Source organism: Ancylobacter oerskovii (assembly GCF_018390555.1).
Taxonomy (GTDB): Bacteria; Pseudomonadota; Alphaproteobacteria; order Rhizobiales; family Xanthobacteraceae; genus Ancylobacter; species Ancylobacter oerskovii.
In genome coordinates this window covers 192,191-208,924 of record NZ_JAHBGB010000027.1, presented here as the reverse complement: position 1 = coordinate 208,924, position 16,734 = coordinate 192,191, and the positions used below count along the sequence as shown (strand labels likewise).

Below are 16,734 nucleotides of genomic sequence, written 5' to 3'. Positions count from 1 at the left end.
CACCCCTCTCCCCAACGGGGAGAGGGAGGCGATAGCTTCCCGGCCGCACGCCATCCATGTTCCCTCACCCCAATCCTCTCCCCAATGGGGAGAGGGAGCTACGTTGCTTGGGGCGGTTGGGGTGGACGTCAGCCGAATTCGGTGCCGGGAGCGGGAGACACGTCTCTCTGCCGGGTCGTCCCTCAGCCGAGATAGGACTTCAGGATGGAGGCGCCCATCGTGTATTTGGGGTCCACCATGTTGCCGAGGCGCACGCGGCCGCACTGGGTGAGCAGCATGTAGGCCTCGATCTCGTCGAAGCCGTAATCGGCGGCCATCCAGCGGATCAGGTCGCGATAGGCCATGCGGGTGGCGTCCTCCATCGGGCGGGTGGAGCCGATGGACATGATGAAGTCCTTGGTCTCCAGCCGCGGCGTGTGGATGGTCCAGCCCTTGATCAGGTCAATCTGCACCGTGGTGACGGTCGGGTGCTCGAGCGCCACGCCGCACAATTCGCCGTCGCCCTGGGTGGCGTGGCAGTCGCCGAGATAGAGCAGGCCGCCCCTGGTGTTCACCGGCAGGTAGATCACCGCGCCGACGCCGACATCCGGCAGGTCCATGTTGCCGCCGTAATAATCCGGCTGCAGCGAGGTGATCGCCTCGATCTCCGGCGAGGTGCCGATGGTGCCGATGAACGGCACATAGGGCAAAGTGAGCTTGTCGCTCCATTTGGTGCCGGTCTCGGCGTCGACATGCAGCTTCTTGACCTTGATCGGCAGCGGCGCGTTGAGCATCGCCGTGTCCTTGGTCGGCACCAGCCCGCCGAAATCGGGCATGATCAGCGTGGTGCCGACCGGCTGCTCGCCGCGCGGGACGATGCTCTTGATGTAGACCGCCAGCGTGTCGCCCTTCTCCGCGCCCTCGACGAAGATCGGGCCGTTCTGCGGGTTCAGATAGGGGAAGTTCAGGATCTCGAGCGGGTTGTCGGTCTCGTGCCTGATCTTGCCCTCGAAGGCGTCATGCGTCTCGGCGGCGACCACCGCACCGGGCTGCACCTTCAGCACCGGGTCGACATAGGGGCCGTAGACATAATGGTAGGTGCCCTGCTCCGCCTCGGTGAGGGTGTGGGTGGCGCCGGCCTTGCCCTTGGCAAGGCCCTTGCGGGCCATGAGGGAGCTTTCGAGCCAGGACATGCTGTTCTCCTTGAAAATGGCGGTCGGTTAGACGGCGAGATGGCGGCGCATGGCGTCGCCGTCGGCGAGCTCCTCGCGCCCGAGCGCGGCGACGACGCGGCCCTTGTCCATGACGTAGCAGCGCTGGGCCATCGCCCGGATCATGTCGATGTTCTGCTCGACGAGGACGACGGTGACGCCGGTGTCCCTGTTGAGCTGCACCATGATGCGGGCGATGTCCTGCACGATGTTGGGCTGGATGCCTTCCGACGGCTCGTCGAGAAGGATCAGCGAGGGGTTGGCGACCAGAACCCGGCCGATGGCGAGCTGCTGCTGCTGGCCGCCGGACATGGTGCCGGCGCGCTGGTTCCAGCGCTCCTCCAGGATCGGGAAATAGCCGAGCACCCGCTTGCGGTCGGCCTCGGAGACGCCGCCGGCCCGCAGGCCGCCGACCGCGATGTTCTCGCCCACGGTGAGGCGCGGGAACACGTCGCGGCCCTGCGGCACGTAGCCGATGCCGAGCCGCGCCCGCTTGAAGGCGGAGAGCCGCTCGACCTGGCTGCCCTGATAGACGATGGAGCCGTCCATGGTGGGGACGAGGCCGATCAGGCTCTTCATCAGCGTCGACTTGCCGACGCCGTTGCGGCCGATCACCGCGACGATCTCGCCCTCGCGCACCTCGAGGTCGAGCCCCTGCAGCACCGGCTTGCCGCCATAGCCGGCCCGGAGGCCGATGGTGGAGAGCATGACTTCCTTACGCATGGAGCCCTCCCGGCTGCTGGTGGGCGGTCGCATGGGCCGTCGTCTGCCCGAGATAGATCGCGGCGACGTCCTCATTGGCGACGATGTCGTCGATGGACCCTTGAGCAAAAACCTTGCCGAGATGCAGCACCGTGACCTTGTGGGCGACCTGCCGCACGAAGGCCATGTCGTGCTCCACCGCCAGCACCGTCATGCCCTCGGCATTGAGGCGCTGGATCATCTCGCCGGTGGCGTGGGTCTCCTCCGGCGACATGCCGGCGGTGGGCTCGTCGAGCAGCAGTAGGCGCGGCTTGAGGCTGATCGCCATGCCGATCTCCAGCCATTGCTTCTGGCCGTGGCTGAGATTGCCGGCGAGGCGGCCGGCATCGGCGGTGAGCTTGAGGAAGGCGAGCAGCCGGTCGATCTCCTCGGCGAGATGCGCGGGCTCGTAATGGTGCTGCATCGCGATTTCGAGGTTCTGCCGCACGCTCAGTGCCTTGAAGATGCCCGGCACCTGGAACTTCACGCTCATGCCGCGGCGGATGCGCTGGAAGGATTTCAGCGCGGTGATGTCCTCGCCGGCGAACAGGATGGCGCCCGAGCTCGGCGTGTGCTCGCCGAGGATCAGCCGGAACAGCGTCGACTTGCCGGCGCCGTTGGGGCCGATGAGGCAGTGCACCTCGCCGGTCTCCAGCGCGAGGTCGACATTGTTGGTGACGTGCAGGCCGCCGAAGCGCTTGTTGAGGGCCCGGGTCTCGATGAGCGGCATTACGCGTCTCCCCGCAGGTTGTTGTTCTCCCGTCTGGTGAAGGGGCGGGCGACGAGCCTGGCGAGCGCGAGGATGAGGCCGCTCGGCGCCAGGAGCACGGTGAGCACCAGCATCGCGCCCATCACCACCAGCGCGTACTGGCTGCCGTGGATGGTGAGCGCCTGGAACACCGCGAGCACGGTGACGGTGCCGACCAGCGTCGTGGTGAGATCGGAGCGCCCGCCGACCGCGACCCAGACGATGGGCAGGGCGGCGGCGGTCATGCCCATGCTGGAGGGCGTGATGTACTGGCCCCAGCTGGTGTAGAGCACGCCCGACAGGCCGGCCAGCGCCGCGCCGATGACGAAGGTGCCGAGCTGGTACTTGCGGATGTCGTAGCCGAGCATCTCGGCGCGCTCGGGATTCTCGCGGATGGCGACCAGCACGTTGCCGAAGGGCGAGTTCACCAGGATGCGCAGGCCGAGATAGACCACCACCAGCATGCCGAGCACCACGTAGTAGAGCTGCACGTCGGGGAACAGCACGATGTCGCCGCCGGGCCAGGGCAGGGTGAGCGGCGGCATGTTGCTCATGCCGTTGAAGCCGTTGAGCCGGGCGTTGCCGATGCGCCATTCCGGGCCGGCGGTCTGCGCCATGAAGCGTTCCAGCACCAGCGTCACCGACAAAGTGACGATGCCGAGGAACACGCCGGAGATGCGGCCGAAGAACAGGAAGTAGCCGAGCAGCGCCGCGAACAGCGCCGCCAGCGCCACCGCGAGAATGAGCGCCACGAAGGTGAAGCCGTAGGCGGCGCCGAAATTGATGGTGAGGATGCCGTAGCCATAGCCGGCGATGCCGAAGAAGGCGGTCTGCCCGAAGCTCAGCGCGCCGCCATAGCCCCAGATGAGGCACAGGCCGAGGGCCATGAAGATCCAGGTGAAGAAATACACCGTGTTGCCGACCGTGTAGCCGTCCGAGAACAGCGGATAGGCGCAGGCGCCGGCGAGCACGACGAGGAAGCCGGCCCAGAAGGCGGGGCCGCGGCCCAGCGTCTGCGGCCCTTCGAGGCGGTGGAGGAAGCGGGTAAGCGCGTTCATGTGTCTCGTGTTCCCGCTCAGGCGCGCTCGCGCAGAAGGAGGCCGGAAATGCCGCGCGGCAGCACCCGGATGACGACGATCACGGCCATGAGCAGGCCGATCTGGCCGAAGAGCTGGCCGTACCAGGAGGTCATGGTGGCCTTCACCACCGCGAGCAGCGCCGCCGCCGGCGCGGTGCCGAGGAACACGTCGGCGCCGCCGACCACCACGGTCACGAAGGCCTCCATGATGAAGGTGGTGCCCATGGTCGGCACCAGCGTCATGGTCGGGGCGTAGAGCCCGCCCGCCAGCCCGGCGAGGCCGGCGCCGAGCGCGAAGGTGAGGCTGTAGACGCGGCGGGTATCGACGCCGAGCGCCGCGGCCATGTGCGGCACCTGGATGGTGGCGCGGGCCATGACGCCGAAGCGCGTCCAGTTGAACAGCGCGTAGAGCCCCGCCAGCACCGCGACCGCCGCCGCGAACAGCACGAGGCGATAGACCGAATAGGAATAGGCGCCGACCTGGAAGCTGCCGAACGGCGTGCCCACCCCGGCCATGGTGGAGCCGAGCAGGATCAGCGTGCCCTGGGTGCCGATCAGGCTGAGGCCCCAGGTGGCGACGATGGTGTCGAGCGGCCGGTCGTAGAGATGCCGGACCACCACGATCTCCACCAGTGCGCCGACCATGCCGGCGACGAGGGCGCCCAGCGCGATGGCCAGCGGCAGCGGCAGGCCGGCATGGGCGGCGGAGACGGTGACATAGGCACCGCACATGATGAACTCGCCATGGGCGAGGTTGATCACCCCCATCATCCCGAAGATGACGGCGAGCCCGCAGGCGGACAGCACCAGGAAGGCGAAGGCGTCGCCGAACTGGTAGAGGGCGGAGAAGGCGAGGGTTCCGACATCCATCGGCGAAGCGGCCTTGTGCTGGAAAAGGAAAGGGTTGCCCCGGCTCGAGGGGGGCGGCCGGGGCAACGGGCGCGGCGGGGAAGGGGACGCCGCCGCGCGAGAGAGCGGGCCGGACCGGCGATCCGGTCGGCAGCGGGCCTGAAGGGGCGCTTCAGAGCCCACCCAATTCCCTCTCCCCGCTCGAACTCGGCTGTTGCCGAATTCGGTCCTGGCGAGACCCAAGCCGGAAACATCTGGGCTCGGCGGAGAGGTGGCCGCCCTCGGGTCTCGCCGTCGGCGAGCCCGAGGACAAGGTCCGCGGGTCGGTGAGGGGCTCTAGCGATGGGGAGCCAAGGAAGACCCCTCACCCCAACCCTCTCCATCGAACCCGGCTGTTGCCGGGTTCGATGTTCCCGGATGCCAAACTCGGCAACAGCCGGGTTCGGTGCGGGGAGAGGGAGATTACCCGTCAGGGCTTCGGCGGCGGGTTCGAGGGCGTGTACTGCGCGCTCGGGTCGCTCTTGGTCAGGTCGCAGCCGGCTTCGCCCAGCCAGTAGGGCTTGATATCGGTCCAGACCTTCGGGAAGGAGATCGAGTGATCCTCGCCCACCTTCGCCAGATAGATGGTGTGCGACATGTGCTGGCTCTTGGGATCGAGGCAGACCTTGCCTTCCGGCGCGTCCATGCAGACGTCGCCCTTGGCGATCTCCTTGCGCAGGTCCTCGCGCTTGGTCGACTTCGCCCGCTCCACCATCTGCTTGTAGAGATAGACGGCGAGGTAGGAGTTCTCCGCCTCCTGGTTCACATAGGGCTCGTCGGGGAATTTGGCCTTGAACTTGGCGAGGAACGCCTTGGAGGCCGGGCTGTCGACTTCCTCGATGTAGTTGGTGGTGACGTACATGTCCTTGAGCGACGGCGGCTTGAAGCGCTTGTGCTCGTAGCCCTGCCCCACATTGACCGAGGAGGCCATCGGCAGGTTCACGCTCGCCGCGGCGGCCTGCTCGTAATAGGAGGCCTGCGCGGTGCCGACCAGCAGCGTCACCACGAAGTCCGGCTTGGCCTTCTGGATGTTCTGGATGTTCTGCGAGAACTGCGAGACGCCGAGCGGGATGAAGTCCTCGCCGACCATCTCGCCGCCATGCTCCTTGACGATGTTGCGCACCCATTCGGCCGAGATCTGGCCGAAATTGTAGTCGGCGGCGAGCGTGTAGACCTTCTTGCCGTACTTCTCCATCATCCACGGGATGAGGGTGGAGAATTGCTGCTCGGGCACCGCGCCGGTGACGATCATGTTGGCGTCGCAGACGCCGCCCTCATACTGGTTGTTGTAGAAGGCGAGCCCGTCGAACTGGTTGACGATCGGGCGGTAGGCCTCGCGCGAGGCCGAGGAGAAGCCGGCGAACACCGCGTCCACCTTGTCGCGCTGGAGCACGCGGCGCATGAACTCCTGGTAGCGGGTGTTGTCGGACTGGGTGTCGTAGACGACGAGTTCCAGCGGGCGCCCGTCAATGCCGCCGGCCTTGTTGATCTCCTCGGCGGCGAGCTGGATGGCGTGCACCTTGCCGATGGTGGCGGCGGCGAAATCGCCGGACTGATCCTCCAGCACGCCGAGCTTGATCGGGTCGGCGGCCAGCGCCGGGGTGAAGCCTTGGGCGGCGCCGAGCAAAAGCGTCCCCGAGAGGGCTGCGGCACGCAGCCCCCGCATGGTCTTCCCAGTCATGTGGTTCTCCTGTGAAAGGTTATCGTCTTGCCGCGCTATGTCCCGTGATGCGCGGTTGCACCGGTTGGCCGAGCGTCTCGGCCCTCTTCCTCATGAACGCCTCGCAATAGTCCTCGAGGGGCTGCCGCGAGCGCATGCTTTCGCGCCGAAGCCATTCATAGGCCTCGTCGTCATCCACGCCCGTCTCCTTCATGCAGGCGATGATGGCCTTCACCACCGCGCGGCGTCCGCGCCGGCGGCGATCCATGTCGTCGAGCCGCGCCCGCAGGTCGCCGCGCAACGTGAACTGGTTGATGCCCAGGAACAGGGCGGTGTAGACGGCGGCGCCATGCACCGGCTTGCGCAGGAACGCCGTCGCGCCGAGATTGACGAGGTGCTTCAGCCGGCTCGGGGCTTCCACCCCGACGAGGCCGATCACCGGCACCGGCGGCTGGCGCGAGCCGGGATCGATATCGAGCGCGATCGGATTGTCGAGGTCGCTGTCGATGAACAGAATGTCGCGCTCGGGCTGAAGGCCGGCGAGGTCGAGCGCCGCGCGCCCGTCGGCGAGGGGCACGAACTCGGCGCTCACGCCGAGCTTGCCGAGGGTGACGGGCAGCGCCTCGACGGCGGAGAGGCTGGTGGTGACGATATGCGCCCGGCCGCCATTGAAATTCTGGAGCAATCGAGGAGCCATCACCTCACCACCTTCAGCGACGTGTTGCGGGGAGCGACTGCATAGCGCGGCGAGGATTGCACCAGATAGGGATCCGGGCGCACCGGGCCGGGCGCCTCGACGAGGATGTCGAAGCGCGATTCCAGGTTGGAGATGCCGATGCGCGGCGTCAGATAGGCGTGCAGCGTCTGCGGATCGATGCGTACTTCGCCTTGCGGCGCGACGAGATGCTGGCGCGTCACCGCCTGCTTCACGGCCTCCACATCGTCCGTGCCGGCCTCCGCCAGCGCCAGGACCAGCAGCTTCATCGCGATGTAGGAAGCCTCCGCATCGGCGGAGGTGGAAGGGCCGTCCGGGAAGGTCTCGCGATAGGCGCGGGTGAAGGCGGAGCTGGCCGGCGTCGCGAGAGAGGAGAAATAGACGCTGGAGCTCAGATGACCGTCCACGGCCTCGGTGCCGATCTCCTCCAGCTCCGGCTCCGACAGCGTGCAGCTCGCCACCGGGATGACCCGCGGCTGGTCGATGCCGCGTGCCGTGCAGGCGGCGCGGAAGGCGCGGAAGAAGGCGTAGTTGCTGATGCCGATGAGATTGTTGAACACGAAGCTCGGCCGCGCCTCGAGGATCGCCTCCACCACCTGGTCGAATTCGGTGTCGCCCACCGGCACATAGCGCTCGGCCAGCACCCGCCCGCCCTGCGCCAGCATGGCCTCGCGGAAGATGCGGGTGTTCTCCCATGCCCAGATGTAGTTGGAGCCGATGCAGAAGGCACTGGTGCCGACATGCGCGAGCATGTGGTCGACGAGCGGCAATACGTGCTGGTTCGGCGAGGCGCCGGTATAGATGACGTTGTTGGAGCTTTCGAAGCCCTCATAATGCGAGGGATACCACAACAGCGCGTCATGCTTCTCGAAGCAGGGGATGACCTCCTTGCGGCTGGAGGAGGTGTAGCAGCCCACCACGTGCCGGATGCCGGATTGCAGCAGCTCGCGGCTGAGTTCGGCATAGCGGGCGAGGTCGCCGCCGGGATTCACCACCACCGGCTCGATGGCGACGCCGGGGACCGCCTCCGCCACCGCCAGCAGCGCACCGTTCAGCATCGAGTGCGGAACGACGCTGTATGGCCCCGTGGTCGAGAACATGACCCCTATGCGGTAGTGCTGCGTCACCCTGCGCTCCGACCAAAAACAAAAAACGCCCGCCGGCCGTCTGGCCGTGGGCGTCCTTGCCGCCAACCTGCAGAGCCGCGAAAGCAGCGCCGTCGTTGGAAATGTTCACCAATTTGCTGCGACATTAGGCATCCTTGCCCGTCGCTCGTTTCTTAGGCTCGCGTGAAGTCATGTTTTTGTCAAGTGCTTCCGTCGGGCAAAACCGGATAAAGGCGCGGTTTCGATGCCGAGATGGCGGGCGATCGCCGGCAGGGTTCGAGCCGGGGCCTCCGGCCGTGTTTGCCGTCAGGCCCGGGGCGCCAGCACGGCCGCCATGTGAACGGAGCGCGGGGAAAGCCCCATCCGCCGGTAGAAGCCCTGTGCGGCCATGTTGGCCGCCGATACGTTGAGGCTGAGCGCGCCGGCATCCTCTTCCTTCAGCCAGCGCCGCATGGCCTCGAACAGCGCGGCGCCATAGCCGCGTCGCCGATGCGCCTCGTCGATGCCGAAGGCCATGATGAAGGCCTCCCTGGGGTAGGGGGCATCCGGGCGCTGGGAGAAGTCCAGCAACCGGACGGCGCTCAGGCCGATGACCGTTCCGTCCCGCTCGATCACCATCGTCCGGCATTGCTCGATCAGCTGCAGCAGCCGCTCGTCGCTGCAGGACGGGCCGTAATCCGGCTCGTCGGCTTCCGCCGCGATCTGGCGGAGAAGGCCGATAATGGCCGCTTCATCGGCCGACGTCGCGTCCCTGACCAGCATGATGGCGGTTGCCCATTGTCGCCGGCGGCACGGGCGGCGCGGCCCTCTCCGGTGTCGTCATCCGGCGCTGCGCGGCGACCGCAGGCCATGGCCGCGTGACGCGTGTGAGGAGGGCGCGCCGTCTCCGGCCGGTGAGGGAAGGTAGGCCCCTGCCGATTCGGCGCGCTCCCGGTCGTGCTAGGCCGCGACCACGCCGTCCTTCACCACGACCCGGTAGCCCTTCAGCTCCACCCGCTCGAACAGCCCGGCATGGCTGTAGGGATCGTCGTTCACCAGCTTCTGCGCGGCCGCCAGGTCTTCCGCCTCGTACACGATGATGGAGCCGCAGGGCTTGCCTTCGGCGTCCAGCACCGGGCCGGCGAAGACGATGTTGGCGGCGATGGCGCGGAGATAGTCGAGATGGGCGGGACGAACCTCGAGGCGCAGCGGCAGGGCACCGGGACGGTCATAGGCGGTCAGGGCGAAATTCATGAACAGGCTCCAACAGGTGAGGGCGCCACTATAGCGGCTGGCCGGAGCCGTGGGGCAGGGAGTTTCGCCCTTGTGGACGGAAAGGCGGATTGGCGGGAATCGGGAATAATCTATATAAAAAGTCGAAAATATATTGACGTTTCGCCGCGCCTGCGTTCACATGATGAAACCGACGCCGGAGGCCCGCTCGCGAGCGGGCCGCGTCGAGGAAATGGGGGCGCAAAATGACCTGGACCTGTCGACGCCGCTGATCGTTCCGGCCCGTGCCGGTTTCCCGTACATCCCAATCCGGCCGTGACGCCGGCGCCATGCGAGCGCCGCGACGGCCCCGCCATGGAAATCCCGATGTCTTTCCTGTCCCGCCGCGCGCTCCTCGCCGCCACGGCCGTGCTCGGCCTGTTCACCGCCGGCCTCGCCCATGCCGCCGACGTCACCATCGCCTATCAGACCGGCGCCGATCCGGCCAAGGTCGCGCAGGCCGACGGCGCCTATGAGAAGGCCACCAAGGCCAGCATCGACTGGCGCAAATTCGATTCCGGCGCCGACGTCATCGCCGCCATCGCCTCGGGCGCCGTGCAGATCGGCTATGTCGGATCGAGCCCGCTCGCCGCGGCGGCGAGCCGCGAGGTTCCCATCGAGACCTTCTATGTCGCGGCCCTGCTCGGCGATGCCGAGGCGCTGGTGGTGCGCAACGGCGCGGGGATCGCCAAGCCGGAGGACTTCAAGGGCAAGAAGGTCGCCGTGCCCTTCGTCTCCACCACGCATTATTCGCTGCTGGCGGCGCTGAAGCACTGGGGCGTCGATCCCAGGAGCGTCGAGATCCTGAACCTGCGGCCGCCGGAGATCGCGGCGGCCTTCACCCGCGGCGACATCGACGCCGCCTATGTGTGGGATCCCGCGCTCGGCAAGATCAAGGAGAACGGCAAGGTCTTCACCTCCTCGGCGCAGGTCGCGAAATGGGGCGCGCCGACCTTCGACGCCTGGATCGTCCGCAAGGATTTCGCGCAGAAGCATCCCGAGATCGTGGCGCAGTTCGTCAAGGTGACCGCCGATTCCTATGCCGACTATGCGAAGAACGGCGCGTCCTGGACGGCGGCCTCGCCGCAGGTGGCCGCGATCGCCAAGCTCACCGGCGCCAAGCCGGAGGAGGTCCCGGATCTGCTCAAGGGCAACCAGTTCCCGCTGCTCAAGGAGCAGCTTTCCGAGGCGCTGCTCGGCGGCGGCACCGTCGAGGCGCTGGCGAAGACTGCCGCCTTCCTGAAGGAGCAGGGCCGGATCGACGCCGTCCTCAAGGACTACGGCCCCTATGTGAGCCGCACCCCGGCCGAGCAGGCCGCCAAGCTCAACTGATCCCCGGCGAGGTTCCCGAGCGCCGTGGTCGAGGCTACCGAACGGCGTCAACTCGGCCCGGCCCGCCGCACTCCGGTGCTGCGGCGCCGGGCCGCTCTTCTCGGGAGCCGGTTTCGCACAGGCTGAACGCGATGAAGCTCACCATTGACGGCCTCGCCGTCCGCTTCCCCACACCCGACGGCGGCACCGCCACCATCCTCGAGAACATCAGCCTCGCCGTCCCGGCCGGAGAACTCGTGGTGTTGCTGGGGGCTTCCGGCTGCGGGAAGTCGACGCTGCTCAACGCCGTCGCCGGCTTCAATCCGGCCTATGACGGGGCGATCCGCGTCGAGGGGCGGCTGGTGCGCGCCCCGGGGGCGGATCGCGGCGTGGTGCTGCAGACGGATGCGCTCTATCCCTGGCTCAACGCGTGGGAGAATGTCGGCTTCGGCCTGCGGATCAAGGGCCTGCCGCAACGCGAGCGCGACGCGCGGGCCGAGCAGGCGCTGGCCCTGGTCGGCCTCGCCGGCAAGGGCGATCATTCGAGCTGGCAGCTCTCCGGCGGCCAGCGCCAGCGGGTGAGCCTGGCGCGCGCCCTGGTCGCCGACCCGGAAATCCTGCTGATGGACGAGCCGCTCGGCGCGCTGGACGCGCTGACCCGCGAGCAGATGCAGGACCTCGTGCTCGATGTCTGGCGCCGCACCGGCAAGACCATCCTCTTCGTCACCCACGGCCTCGACGAGGCGCTGTACCTCGCCACCCGCGTGATCGTGCTTGCCGGGCGGCCGGGGCGGATCGTTGTCGACGAACCCTCGTCCTTCGGCCGCCGCTCGCTGGCGCCGGGCGTCGGCGCGAGCATCAAGTCGACGCCGGATTTCGCCGCCGCCCGCGAGCGGCTGCGTGCCGCCCTGTTCGAAGGAGCCGCCTGATGTCCTCTCCGGTGCCGGTCTCCGATTTCGCCTTGCCGCTGCTCGTGCCCGCCGAGGGGCTGCCGCGGGATTTGCCGCAGGGAAGGACGCCCGGGATGCGGGCGCCCCGTCAGCGCCGCTGGCCGCCGCTTCGCCTCGTCATTTCGCTTGCCACCATCGCCGGGCTGGTCGCCCTGTGGTGGGCGGCGAGCGCGACCGGGCTCGTCAGCAAGCTGTTCCTGCCCTCGCCAGCGGTGGTGGTCGAGCGGCTCGGGCGCATCGCCAGCGAAGGTTTCGTCGACGCCACGCTGGCGCAGCATCTGGGCGCCAGCCTCGCCCGGGTCTTCGCCGCCCTCGTCGCCTCGCTGGCGATCGGCATACCCGCCGGCTTCGCCATCGGCCTGTCGACGCTCGGGCGCGGCATGCTCGATCCGATCGTCGAGTTCCTGCGGCCGATTCCGCCGCTGGCCTATCTGCCGCTCGTCGTCATCTGGGCAGGCATCGGCGAAACCACCAAGGTGCTGGTGATCGCGCTCGCCATGCTGCCGCCGATCATCATCGCCACCTCCACCGGCGTGCGCGGGGTGGCGCGCGACCGCCTCAACGTGGCGCGCGCGCTCGGCGCCACCCGCTGGCAGGTGCTGCGGCTGGTGGTGCTGCCCTCCGCCCTGCCGTCGATCTTCACCGGCACCCGCATCGCGCTCGGGGCCGGCTGGTCGACGCTGGTGGCCGCCGAACTGGTGGCCGCCACGCGCGGCGTGGGGTTCATGATCCAGTCCGCGGCGAATTTCCTCGCCACCGACGTGGTGGTGGCAGGCATCCTCGTCATCGCCGGCGTCGCCTTCGCCCTCGAATTCGCCATTCGGCTCCTCGAGCGGTGGCTGGTCGGATGGGCCATGCAGGCCTGACGGGCGCCAAGCGCGGCAGGCAAGCGACGACGGCCCGGACGGACGGGATCAGGCGAGGCCGTCCGCCGGTTTCTCCGCCGGCATGATCGTCGGCGCCGCGGTCAATCCTTCACGATCTCCCAGCTCTTGTCCGGGTCGAAGCGGCGGATCTTCTCGACCCGCGCCGCGGTGTCGGGGCCGAGGTCCTTCTCGTAGACGATGCCGGCCTGGTTCACGACGAAGCTGTGCACGCCGGTTTCGCCATAGGCGACCGGCCAGGCGATCAGGCCGAAGCCGGCGATCATGTTGCCGTTGATGACATAGTCGTAGCGCCCGCCCGCCACCCTGTCGCCCTGGCCCTGCAGGATGCGGAAGCGGTAGCCGAAATAGCCCTTGCCCTGCTTCGCCTTCTCCAGCGAGCCGGCATCGATGGCCGGGCCGGCCGGGCTGTCGCCGTCGCCCTGTTCCGGCGGCCAGTAGAGGCCGTCGGTCTGGCCCGGCGAGCTGATGAGCTTGCGGGCGAATTCGAGCACGCCGTCGCCGTCATGGTCGGCGGTGGCGTAGGTCCGCTGGGCGTCGACATAGGCGCGCAGCGTGGCGATCGCTTCGATCTCGTTCTCGCCGATGCGCCGGTTTTCGATCTCGTCGAGCCCGGCGGCGGTGTCGAAGGCCCATTTTCCTTCGGCGTTCTTCACCAGCGGGAAGGGCAGGGGCCACAATTCCCGGCCGATATCGAGGATCTTGCGGTCGGCGGCGACATCCTCGACCTCCAGACGCTCGGCGGCGCCCTGCCGGATCTTGTCGAACGTGTCCATGACGCCGTCGCTGGCGCGCAGCTTGCCGGCATCGAGGCCGAGCAGGCGGGCCACGCCGTCGAAGTCGTTGCCGGCCAGCGCGGCCTTCAGCGCCTCCACCGCCTGGGCGGGATCGCCAAAGCCCGGCGATGGCTGGCGGGCGGCAACATCGGCCGGCGCCTGCGCCAGCGCCGCCGGCGTCCCCAGCGATGCGGCCCCCACCGCGACGACGAAGGCGGCCGCTGCCGAGATGGTTCCGCGACGAAGAGCGTTCAGCATGTCCATGTCCCTCCCTCCGTCTCAGCGCCGCCGGCCGCCGCCATGGCCGCCCATATGGCCACCGCCGCGCCCGCCGCCCATGGCCCGCGGGGGCATGGCGCGCTGGCCGCCGCCGCGCACCGAGGCGCCACGCGCCGAATGCATCTGCACGCTGCGCCCGGAGCGCACCTCGCCGAGCCCCGAGGGGACCCTCGGCCGGTTGTCGACCCGCCCGCCGGGCTTGGGCGCGCCGGACGGCCGGTGCACCTGCCCGCCGGACGGCCGGTTCGCCGGGCCGGCCCGGTCGCCGCCGGGGCGATTGCCGGCATTGGGGCGCTGGGCGATGGCGTTGCCGGCGCCGGGCCGGCCCGCGGCACCGGGGCCGGCGCCGGGACCGGGCCGGTTGCCGCCGCCCGCCTTCAACCCGTCGAGCGTGCTCTTGCGCACGTCGTTGACCGGGCCGGGGCGCGGCCTGCCGGGATTGTCGCGGCGGATGTCGCCGGCCTTCGCCCGGAGATCGTTGCCGTGATCGGCCTTGAGCCCGTCGCGGATATTGGTGCGGTCGATCCGGTTGATCTGGCTGCGGTCAATGTTCAGCTTGCTGCGATCGACATTGCGCCAGTCGATGTCGTTGATGTCGACCCGGCCGTTGAAGTTGCGGTTGTTGAAGCAGTTGTTGCAGTCGACATCGACGTCGCCGCGCCAGCGCCCGCCCCACACGCCCCAGTCGTCCCAATCGACCGCCGCCGCCCAGACGGCGCCCGTCACCGCCGCGGTGAAGAAGGTCGCCGCGGGCCAGAGATAGGAGGGGTAGGGGTCGGCATAGGTGACGGGCACCGCGGCATAGCCGGGCTCGTAGAGCATCTGCGGCGCGTATTGCGGCACATAGATCTTCTCGGGATTGGCGGACTGGATGACGACGTTGTCCTTGTCCTTCGTCACCGTGACCTTGTCGTCGGACTTGATGATGCCGGCGGCCACCGCCTGATCGCGCAGCTGCTGGATGGCGACCAGCACGTCCTTCTGCTGGTTGGCGAGCGCCTCGCCGAGCTGCTGCGTCCAGTCGAGGTCGTCGCTCATCATCTTGACGATCTCCGGGTAGTTGAGCAGCGAGATGACGCTGCCGTCCCAGCTCGCCTTGGGCTGCAGCTTCGGGTCCTTCTGGCGCGCGTCCAGGAAGCGCTGGGCCTCGACGATCTGCAGCGGATAGAGCGAGGCGGCCGAGATCAGGGCGACCAGTTCGTCCGGGTAGAGCGCGATGCGCGCGACCAGCACTTCCAGTTCCTGTTCGGTCAAGGGTTGCGGGGCGGCCTCGGCCTGCGGGGCGGCATCAGCCTGGGCGGCGGGGGCGGCCGGCGCGGCCTGGCCCTGCGCGAAGGCCGTGCCCGTCAGGTGCGAACCGGCAGGCGCGGCCGAGACGAACGCCGCGCTCAGCAGGAGAAACGGCCAGCCGAGCCCGCGGAAAGAGCGCATTGTTCGCGTGGCGCCGGCTTCGACGGTGCCGACGAGGCGAGGGGCGATCTGAAATTTCGCGCCGGAGCATGGGGCAAACAGAAATCTCATGATACCTCCTCCCGGCAGCCACGGCCCGTTTGTTGGTCGGCTATGGCCATTGCGCCCGCACTTTGCTCGACAGGCCTACGGGAAAGATGTCCGCAGTTCCACCCGGCAAGCAAGCGGATTCATGCGCCGTGAGGCAGGTGGTTGTGGGAAAAGAATGCAGTTTAGGTCAATGGCGCTGCCTTTGATCGTGGCATATGAAATGCATACGACGTTTCGATGCGAGAAAATTTTGTTTTGGGGATAATGACATCCATGTGAGTTTTTCCATTAAAGGAAAGAATTTAGATATGGCCTCTCGAAGAATATGAAATTCGACAAGCATGATTTGAAATTTAAAAAGAAGTATGGATATTTTCTTTGAGTTCAGGGGTTGGGGGGAAGGAAAATCCAGGCGAATTCGTTGCGGAAAATGACGAAGGGCACGCTCGGGAGCCGGATGACCGGACGCGTCGGCGGCGGATCGTCAGGGAGGGCAGGGCTCCCCACTCTTGGCGGGCACGCAGGCCCCCGCGCCGGAGCGTCATCGGAAGCGAATACGCGCATGTCGGTTGTCGGCTATCAGGACAGATCCGCACAGATCGGCATTCGCTCTCCCGAGCCGCCTCGTGGTGGCTTATACTGCCGCTTCAATGCCCGCTATCAACTGGATCATGCGGCATGAACCGACATCATCGCCAGCGTTCCCCTGTGACGCCGTCGCTCGCGGACGAGATGGTGTGGGTAGAGGGCGGCACCTTCCACATGGGCTCGGACCGGCACTATCCCGAGGAGATGCCGGCGCATCGCGTGACGGTGGACGGGTTCTTCATCGATGCGACGCCCGTGACCAATGCCCGGTTCCGCGCCTTCGTCGAGGCGACCGGCCATGTCACGGTGGCCGAGATCGCCCCCGATCCCAAGGATTATCCCGGCGCCCGGCCGGAGATGCTGAAGGCGGGTTCGCTGGTGTTCACGCCGCCGGACCATCCGGTGGACCTGCGCGACTGGCGGCAATGGTGGGCGTTCCGCTTCCGCGCCAGCTGGCGCAAGCCCTATGGGCCAGGCTCCTCGCTCAAGGGGCTGGACGACCATCCGGTGGTGCACATCGCCTATGCCGATGCGCTGGCCTATGCGCGCTGGGCCGGCAAGGACCTGCCGACCGAGGCGGAGTGGGAATTCGCCGCGCGCGGCGGGCTCGACGGCGCGGAATATGCCTGGGGCGAGGAATTCACCCCCGACGGCCGGCAGATGGCCAATACCTGGCAGGGGGAGTTTCCGTTCCAGAACCTCGCGCTCGACGGTTTCGAGCGCACCTCGCCGGTGAAATCCTATCCGCCCAATGGCTACGGGCTCTACGACATGATCGGCAATGTCTGGGAATGGACCGCCGACTTCTGGACCACGCGCCATCCCGAGGACGCGCCCAAGGCCTGCTGCGTGCCGCAGAACCCGCGCGGCGGCGCGGAGGAGGCGAGCTACGATCCCGGGCAGCCGGCGATCCGCATCGCCCGCAAGGTGGTGAAGGGCGGCTCGCATCTGTGCGCGCCGAGCTATTGCCGGCGCTACCGGCCGGCGGCGCGTCATGCCGAGCCGGTCGACAGCTCGATGAGCCATATCGGCTTTCGCTGCGTGCGGCGGCCGGCACCGGAGGCGTGAC

At 67.9% G+C, this 16,734-nt stretch carries 16 protein-coding genes; 4 read left to right on the top strand and 12 right to left on the bottom strand.

Translation table 11 applies throughout. The annotated features are described in order from the left end of the window. Positions 1-182: 182 nt before the first annotated feature. From KHC19_RS12820 to KHC19_RS12775, 10 genes are all read right to left on the bottom strand, one after another. On the bottom strand, positions 183-1,172 hold the full coding sequence (locus KHC19_RS12820; RefSeq protein ID WP_213352746.1) for an acetamidase/formamidase family protein: 990 nt from the start codon (positions 1,170-1,172) through the stop codon (positions 183-185). 27 nt (positions 1,173-1,199) lie between these two features. Continuing rightward, positions 1,200-1,913, bottom strand: coding sequence for an ABC transporter ATP-binding protein (locus KHC19_RS12815; protein WP_213352745.1), 714 nt, complete (start codon positions 1,911-1,913; stop codon positions 1,200-1,202). Further along, positions 1,906-2,661: an ABC transporter ATP-binding protein gene (locus KHC19_RS12810; RefSeq protein WP_213352744.1), complete on the bottom strand. Its 756-nt coding sequence runs from the start codon at positions 2,659-2,661 to the stop codon at positions 1,906-1,908. The genes KHC19_RS12815 and KHC19_RS12810 overlap by 8 nt, the downstream gene beginning before the upstream one ends. Continuing rightward, positions 2,661-3,737, bottom strand: a complete 1,077-nt coding sequence (locus KHC19_RS12805) for a branched-chain amino acid ABC transporter permease (RefSeq protein ID WP_213352743.1) — start codon at positions 3,735-3,737, stop codon at positions 2,661-2,663. The genes KHC19_RS12810 and KHC19_RS12805 overlap by 1 nt, the downstream gene beginning before the upstream one ends. A 17-nt stretch (positions 3,738-3,754) precedes the next feature. After that, complete coding sequence (locus tag KHC19_RS12800) at positions 3,755-4,627, bottom strand: ABC transporter permease subunit (RefSeq protein WP_213352742.1); 873 nt, start codon at positions 4,625-4,627, stop codon at positions 3,755-3,757. Positions 4,628-5,075: 448 nt separating this feature from the next. Beyond that, complete coding sequence (locus KHC19_RS12795) at positions 5,076-6,326, bottom strand: urea ABC transporter substrate-binding protein (protein ID WP_213352741.1); 1,251 nt, start codon at positions 6,324-6,326, stop codon at positions 5,076-5,078. A gap of 19 nt (positions 6,327-6,345) precedes the next feature. Continuing rightward, positions 6,346-7,002: an ANTAR domain-containing response regulator gene (locus KHC19_RS12790; protein WP_213352740.1), complete on the bottom strand. Its 657-nt coding sequence runs from the start codon at positions 7,000-7,002 to the stop codon at positions 6,346-6,348. Then, a complete protein-coding gene (locus tag KHC19_RS12785) occupies positions 7,002-8,147 on the bottom strand; it encodes a transporter substrate-binding domain-containing protein (RefSeq protein WP_343207710.1) in 1,146 nt (381 codons plus the stop codon). The genes KHC19_RS12790 and KHC19_RS12785 overlap by 1 nt, the downstream gene beginning before the upstream one ends. A 285-nt stretch (positions 8,148-8,432) precedes the next feature. Further along, complete coding sequence (locus KHC19_RS12780; RefSeq protein ID WP_213352738.1) at positions 8,433-8,888, bottom strand: GNAT family N-acetyltransferase; 456 nt, start codon at positions 8,886-8,888, stop codon at positions 8,433-8,435. Positions 8,889-9,065: 177 nt separating this feature from the next. Then, the gene (locus KHC19_RS12775) at positions 9,066-9,359 is read right to left on the bottom strand and encodes a YciI family protein (protein WP_213352737.1); all 294 of its coding nucleotides are present in this window, start codon (positions 9,357-9,359) and stop codon (positions 9,066-9,068) included. A 345-nt stretch (positions 9,360-9,704) separates the two neighbouring features. Between KHC19_RS12775 and tauA the strand changes: the two genes are divergently transcribed. The 3 genes from tauA (at position 9,705) to KHC19_RS12760 (ending at position 12,504) form a co-directional block, all read left to right on the top strand. Further along, the gene (gene tauA, locus KHC19_RS12770; protein ID WP_213352736.1) at positions 9,705-10,709 is read left to right on the top strand and encodes a taurine ABC transporter substrate-binding protein; all 1,005 of its coding nucleotides are present in this window, start codon (positions 9,705-9,707) and stop codon (positions 10,707-10,709) included. A 131-nt stretch (positions 10,710-10,840) separates the two neighbouring features. Beyond that, positions 10,841-11,617: an ABC transporter ATP-binding protein gene (locus KHC19_RS12765; RefSeq protein WP_213352735.1), complete on the top strand. Its 777-nt coding sequence runs from the start codon at positions 10,841-10,843 to the stop codon at positions 11,615-11,617. A 95-nt stretch (positions 11,618-11,712) separates the two neighbouring features. Further along, entirely contained in the window at positions 11,713-12,504 is a 792-nt protein-coding gene (locus KHC19_RS12760; protein ID WP_378297105.1) for an ABC transporter permease subunit, read from the top strand. Positions 12,505-12,605: 101 nt separating this feature from the next. Here the strand turns inward: KHC19_RS12760 and KHC19_RS12755 are convergent, their stop codons facing one another. After that, the gene (locus tag KHC19_RS12755; protein ID WP_213352733.1) at positions 12,606-13,556 is read right to left on the bottom strand and encodes a DUF2950 domain-containing protein; all 951 of its coding nucleotides are present in this window, start codon (positions 13,554-13,556) and stop codon (positions 12,606-12,608) included. A gap of 21 nt (positions 13,557-13,577) precedes the next feature. Further along, positions 13,578-15,008, bottom strand: a complete 1,431-nt coding sequence (locus KHC19_RS12750) for a DUF3300 domain-containing protein (RefSeq protein WP_213352800.1) — start codon at positions 15,006-15,008, stop codon at positions 13,578-13,580. Positions 15,009-15,755: 747 nt separating this feature from the next. On the opposite strand from KHC19_RS12750, the gene KHC19_RS12745 reads away from it, so the two are divergent. Beyond that, a complete protein-coding gene (locus KHC19_RS12745; RefSeq protein ID WP_246548798.1) occupies positions 15,756-16,733 on the top strand; it encodes a formylglycine-generating enzyme family protein in 978 nt (325 codons plus the stop codon). Position 16,734: the final 1 nt, after the last annotated feature.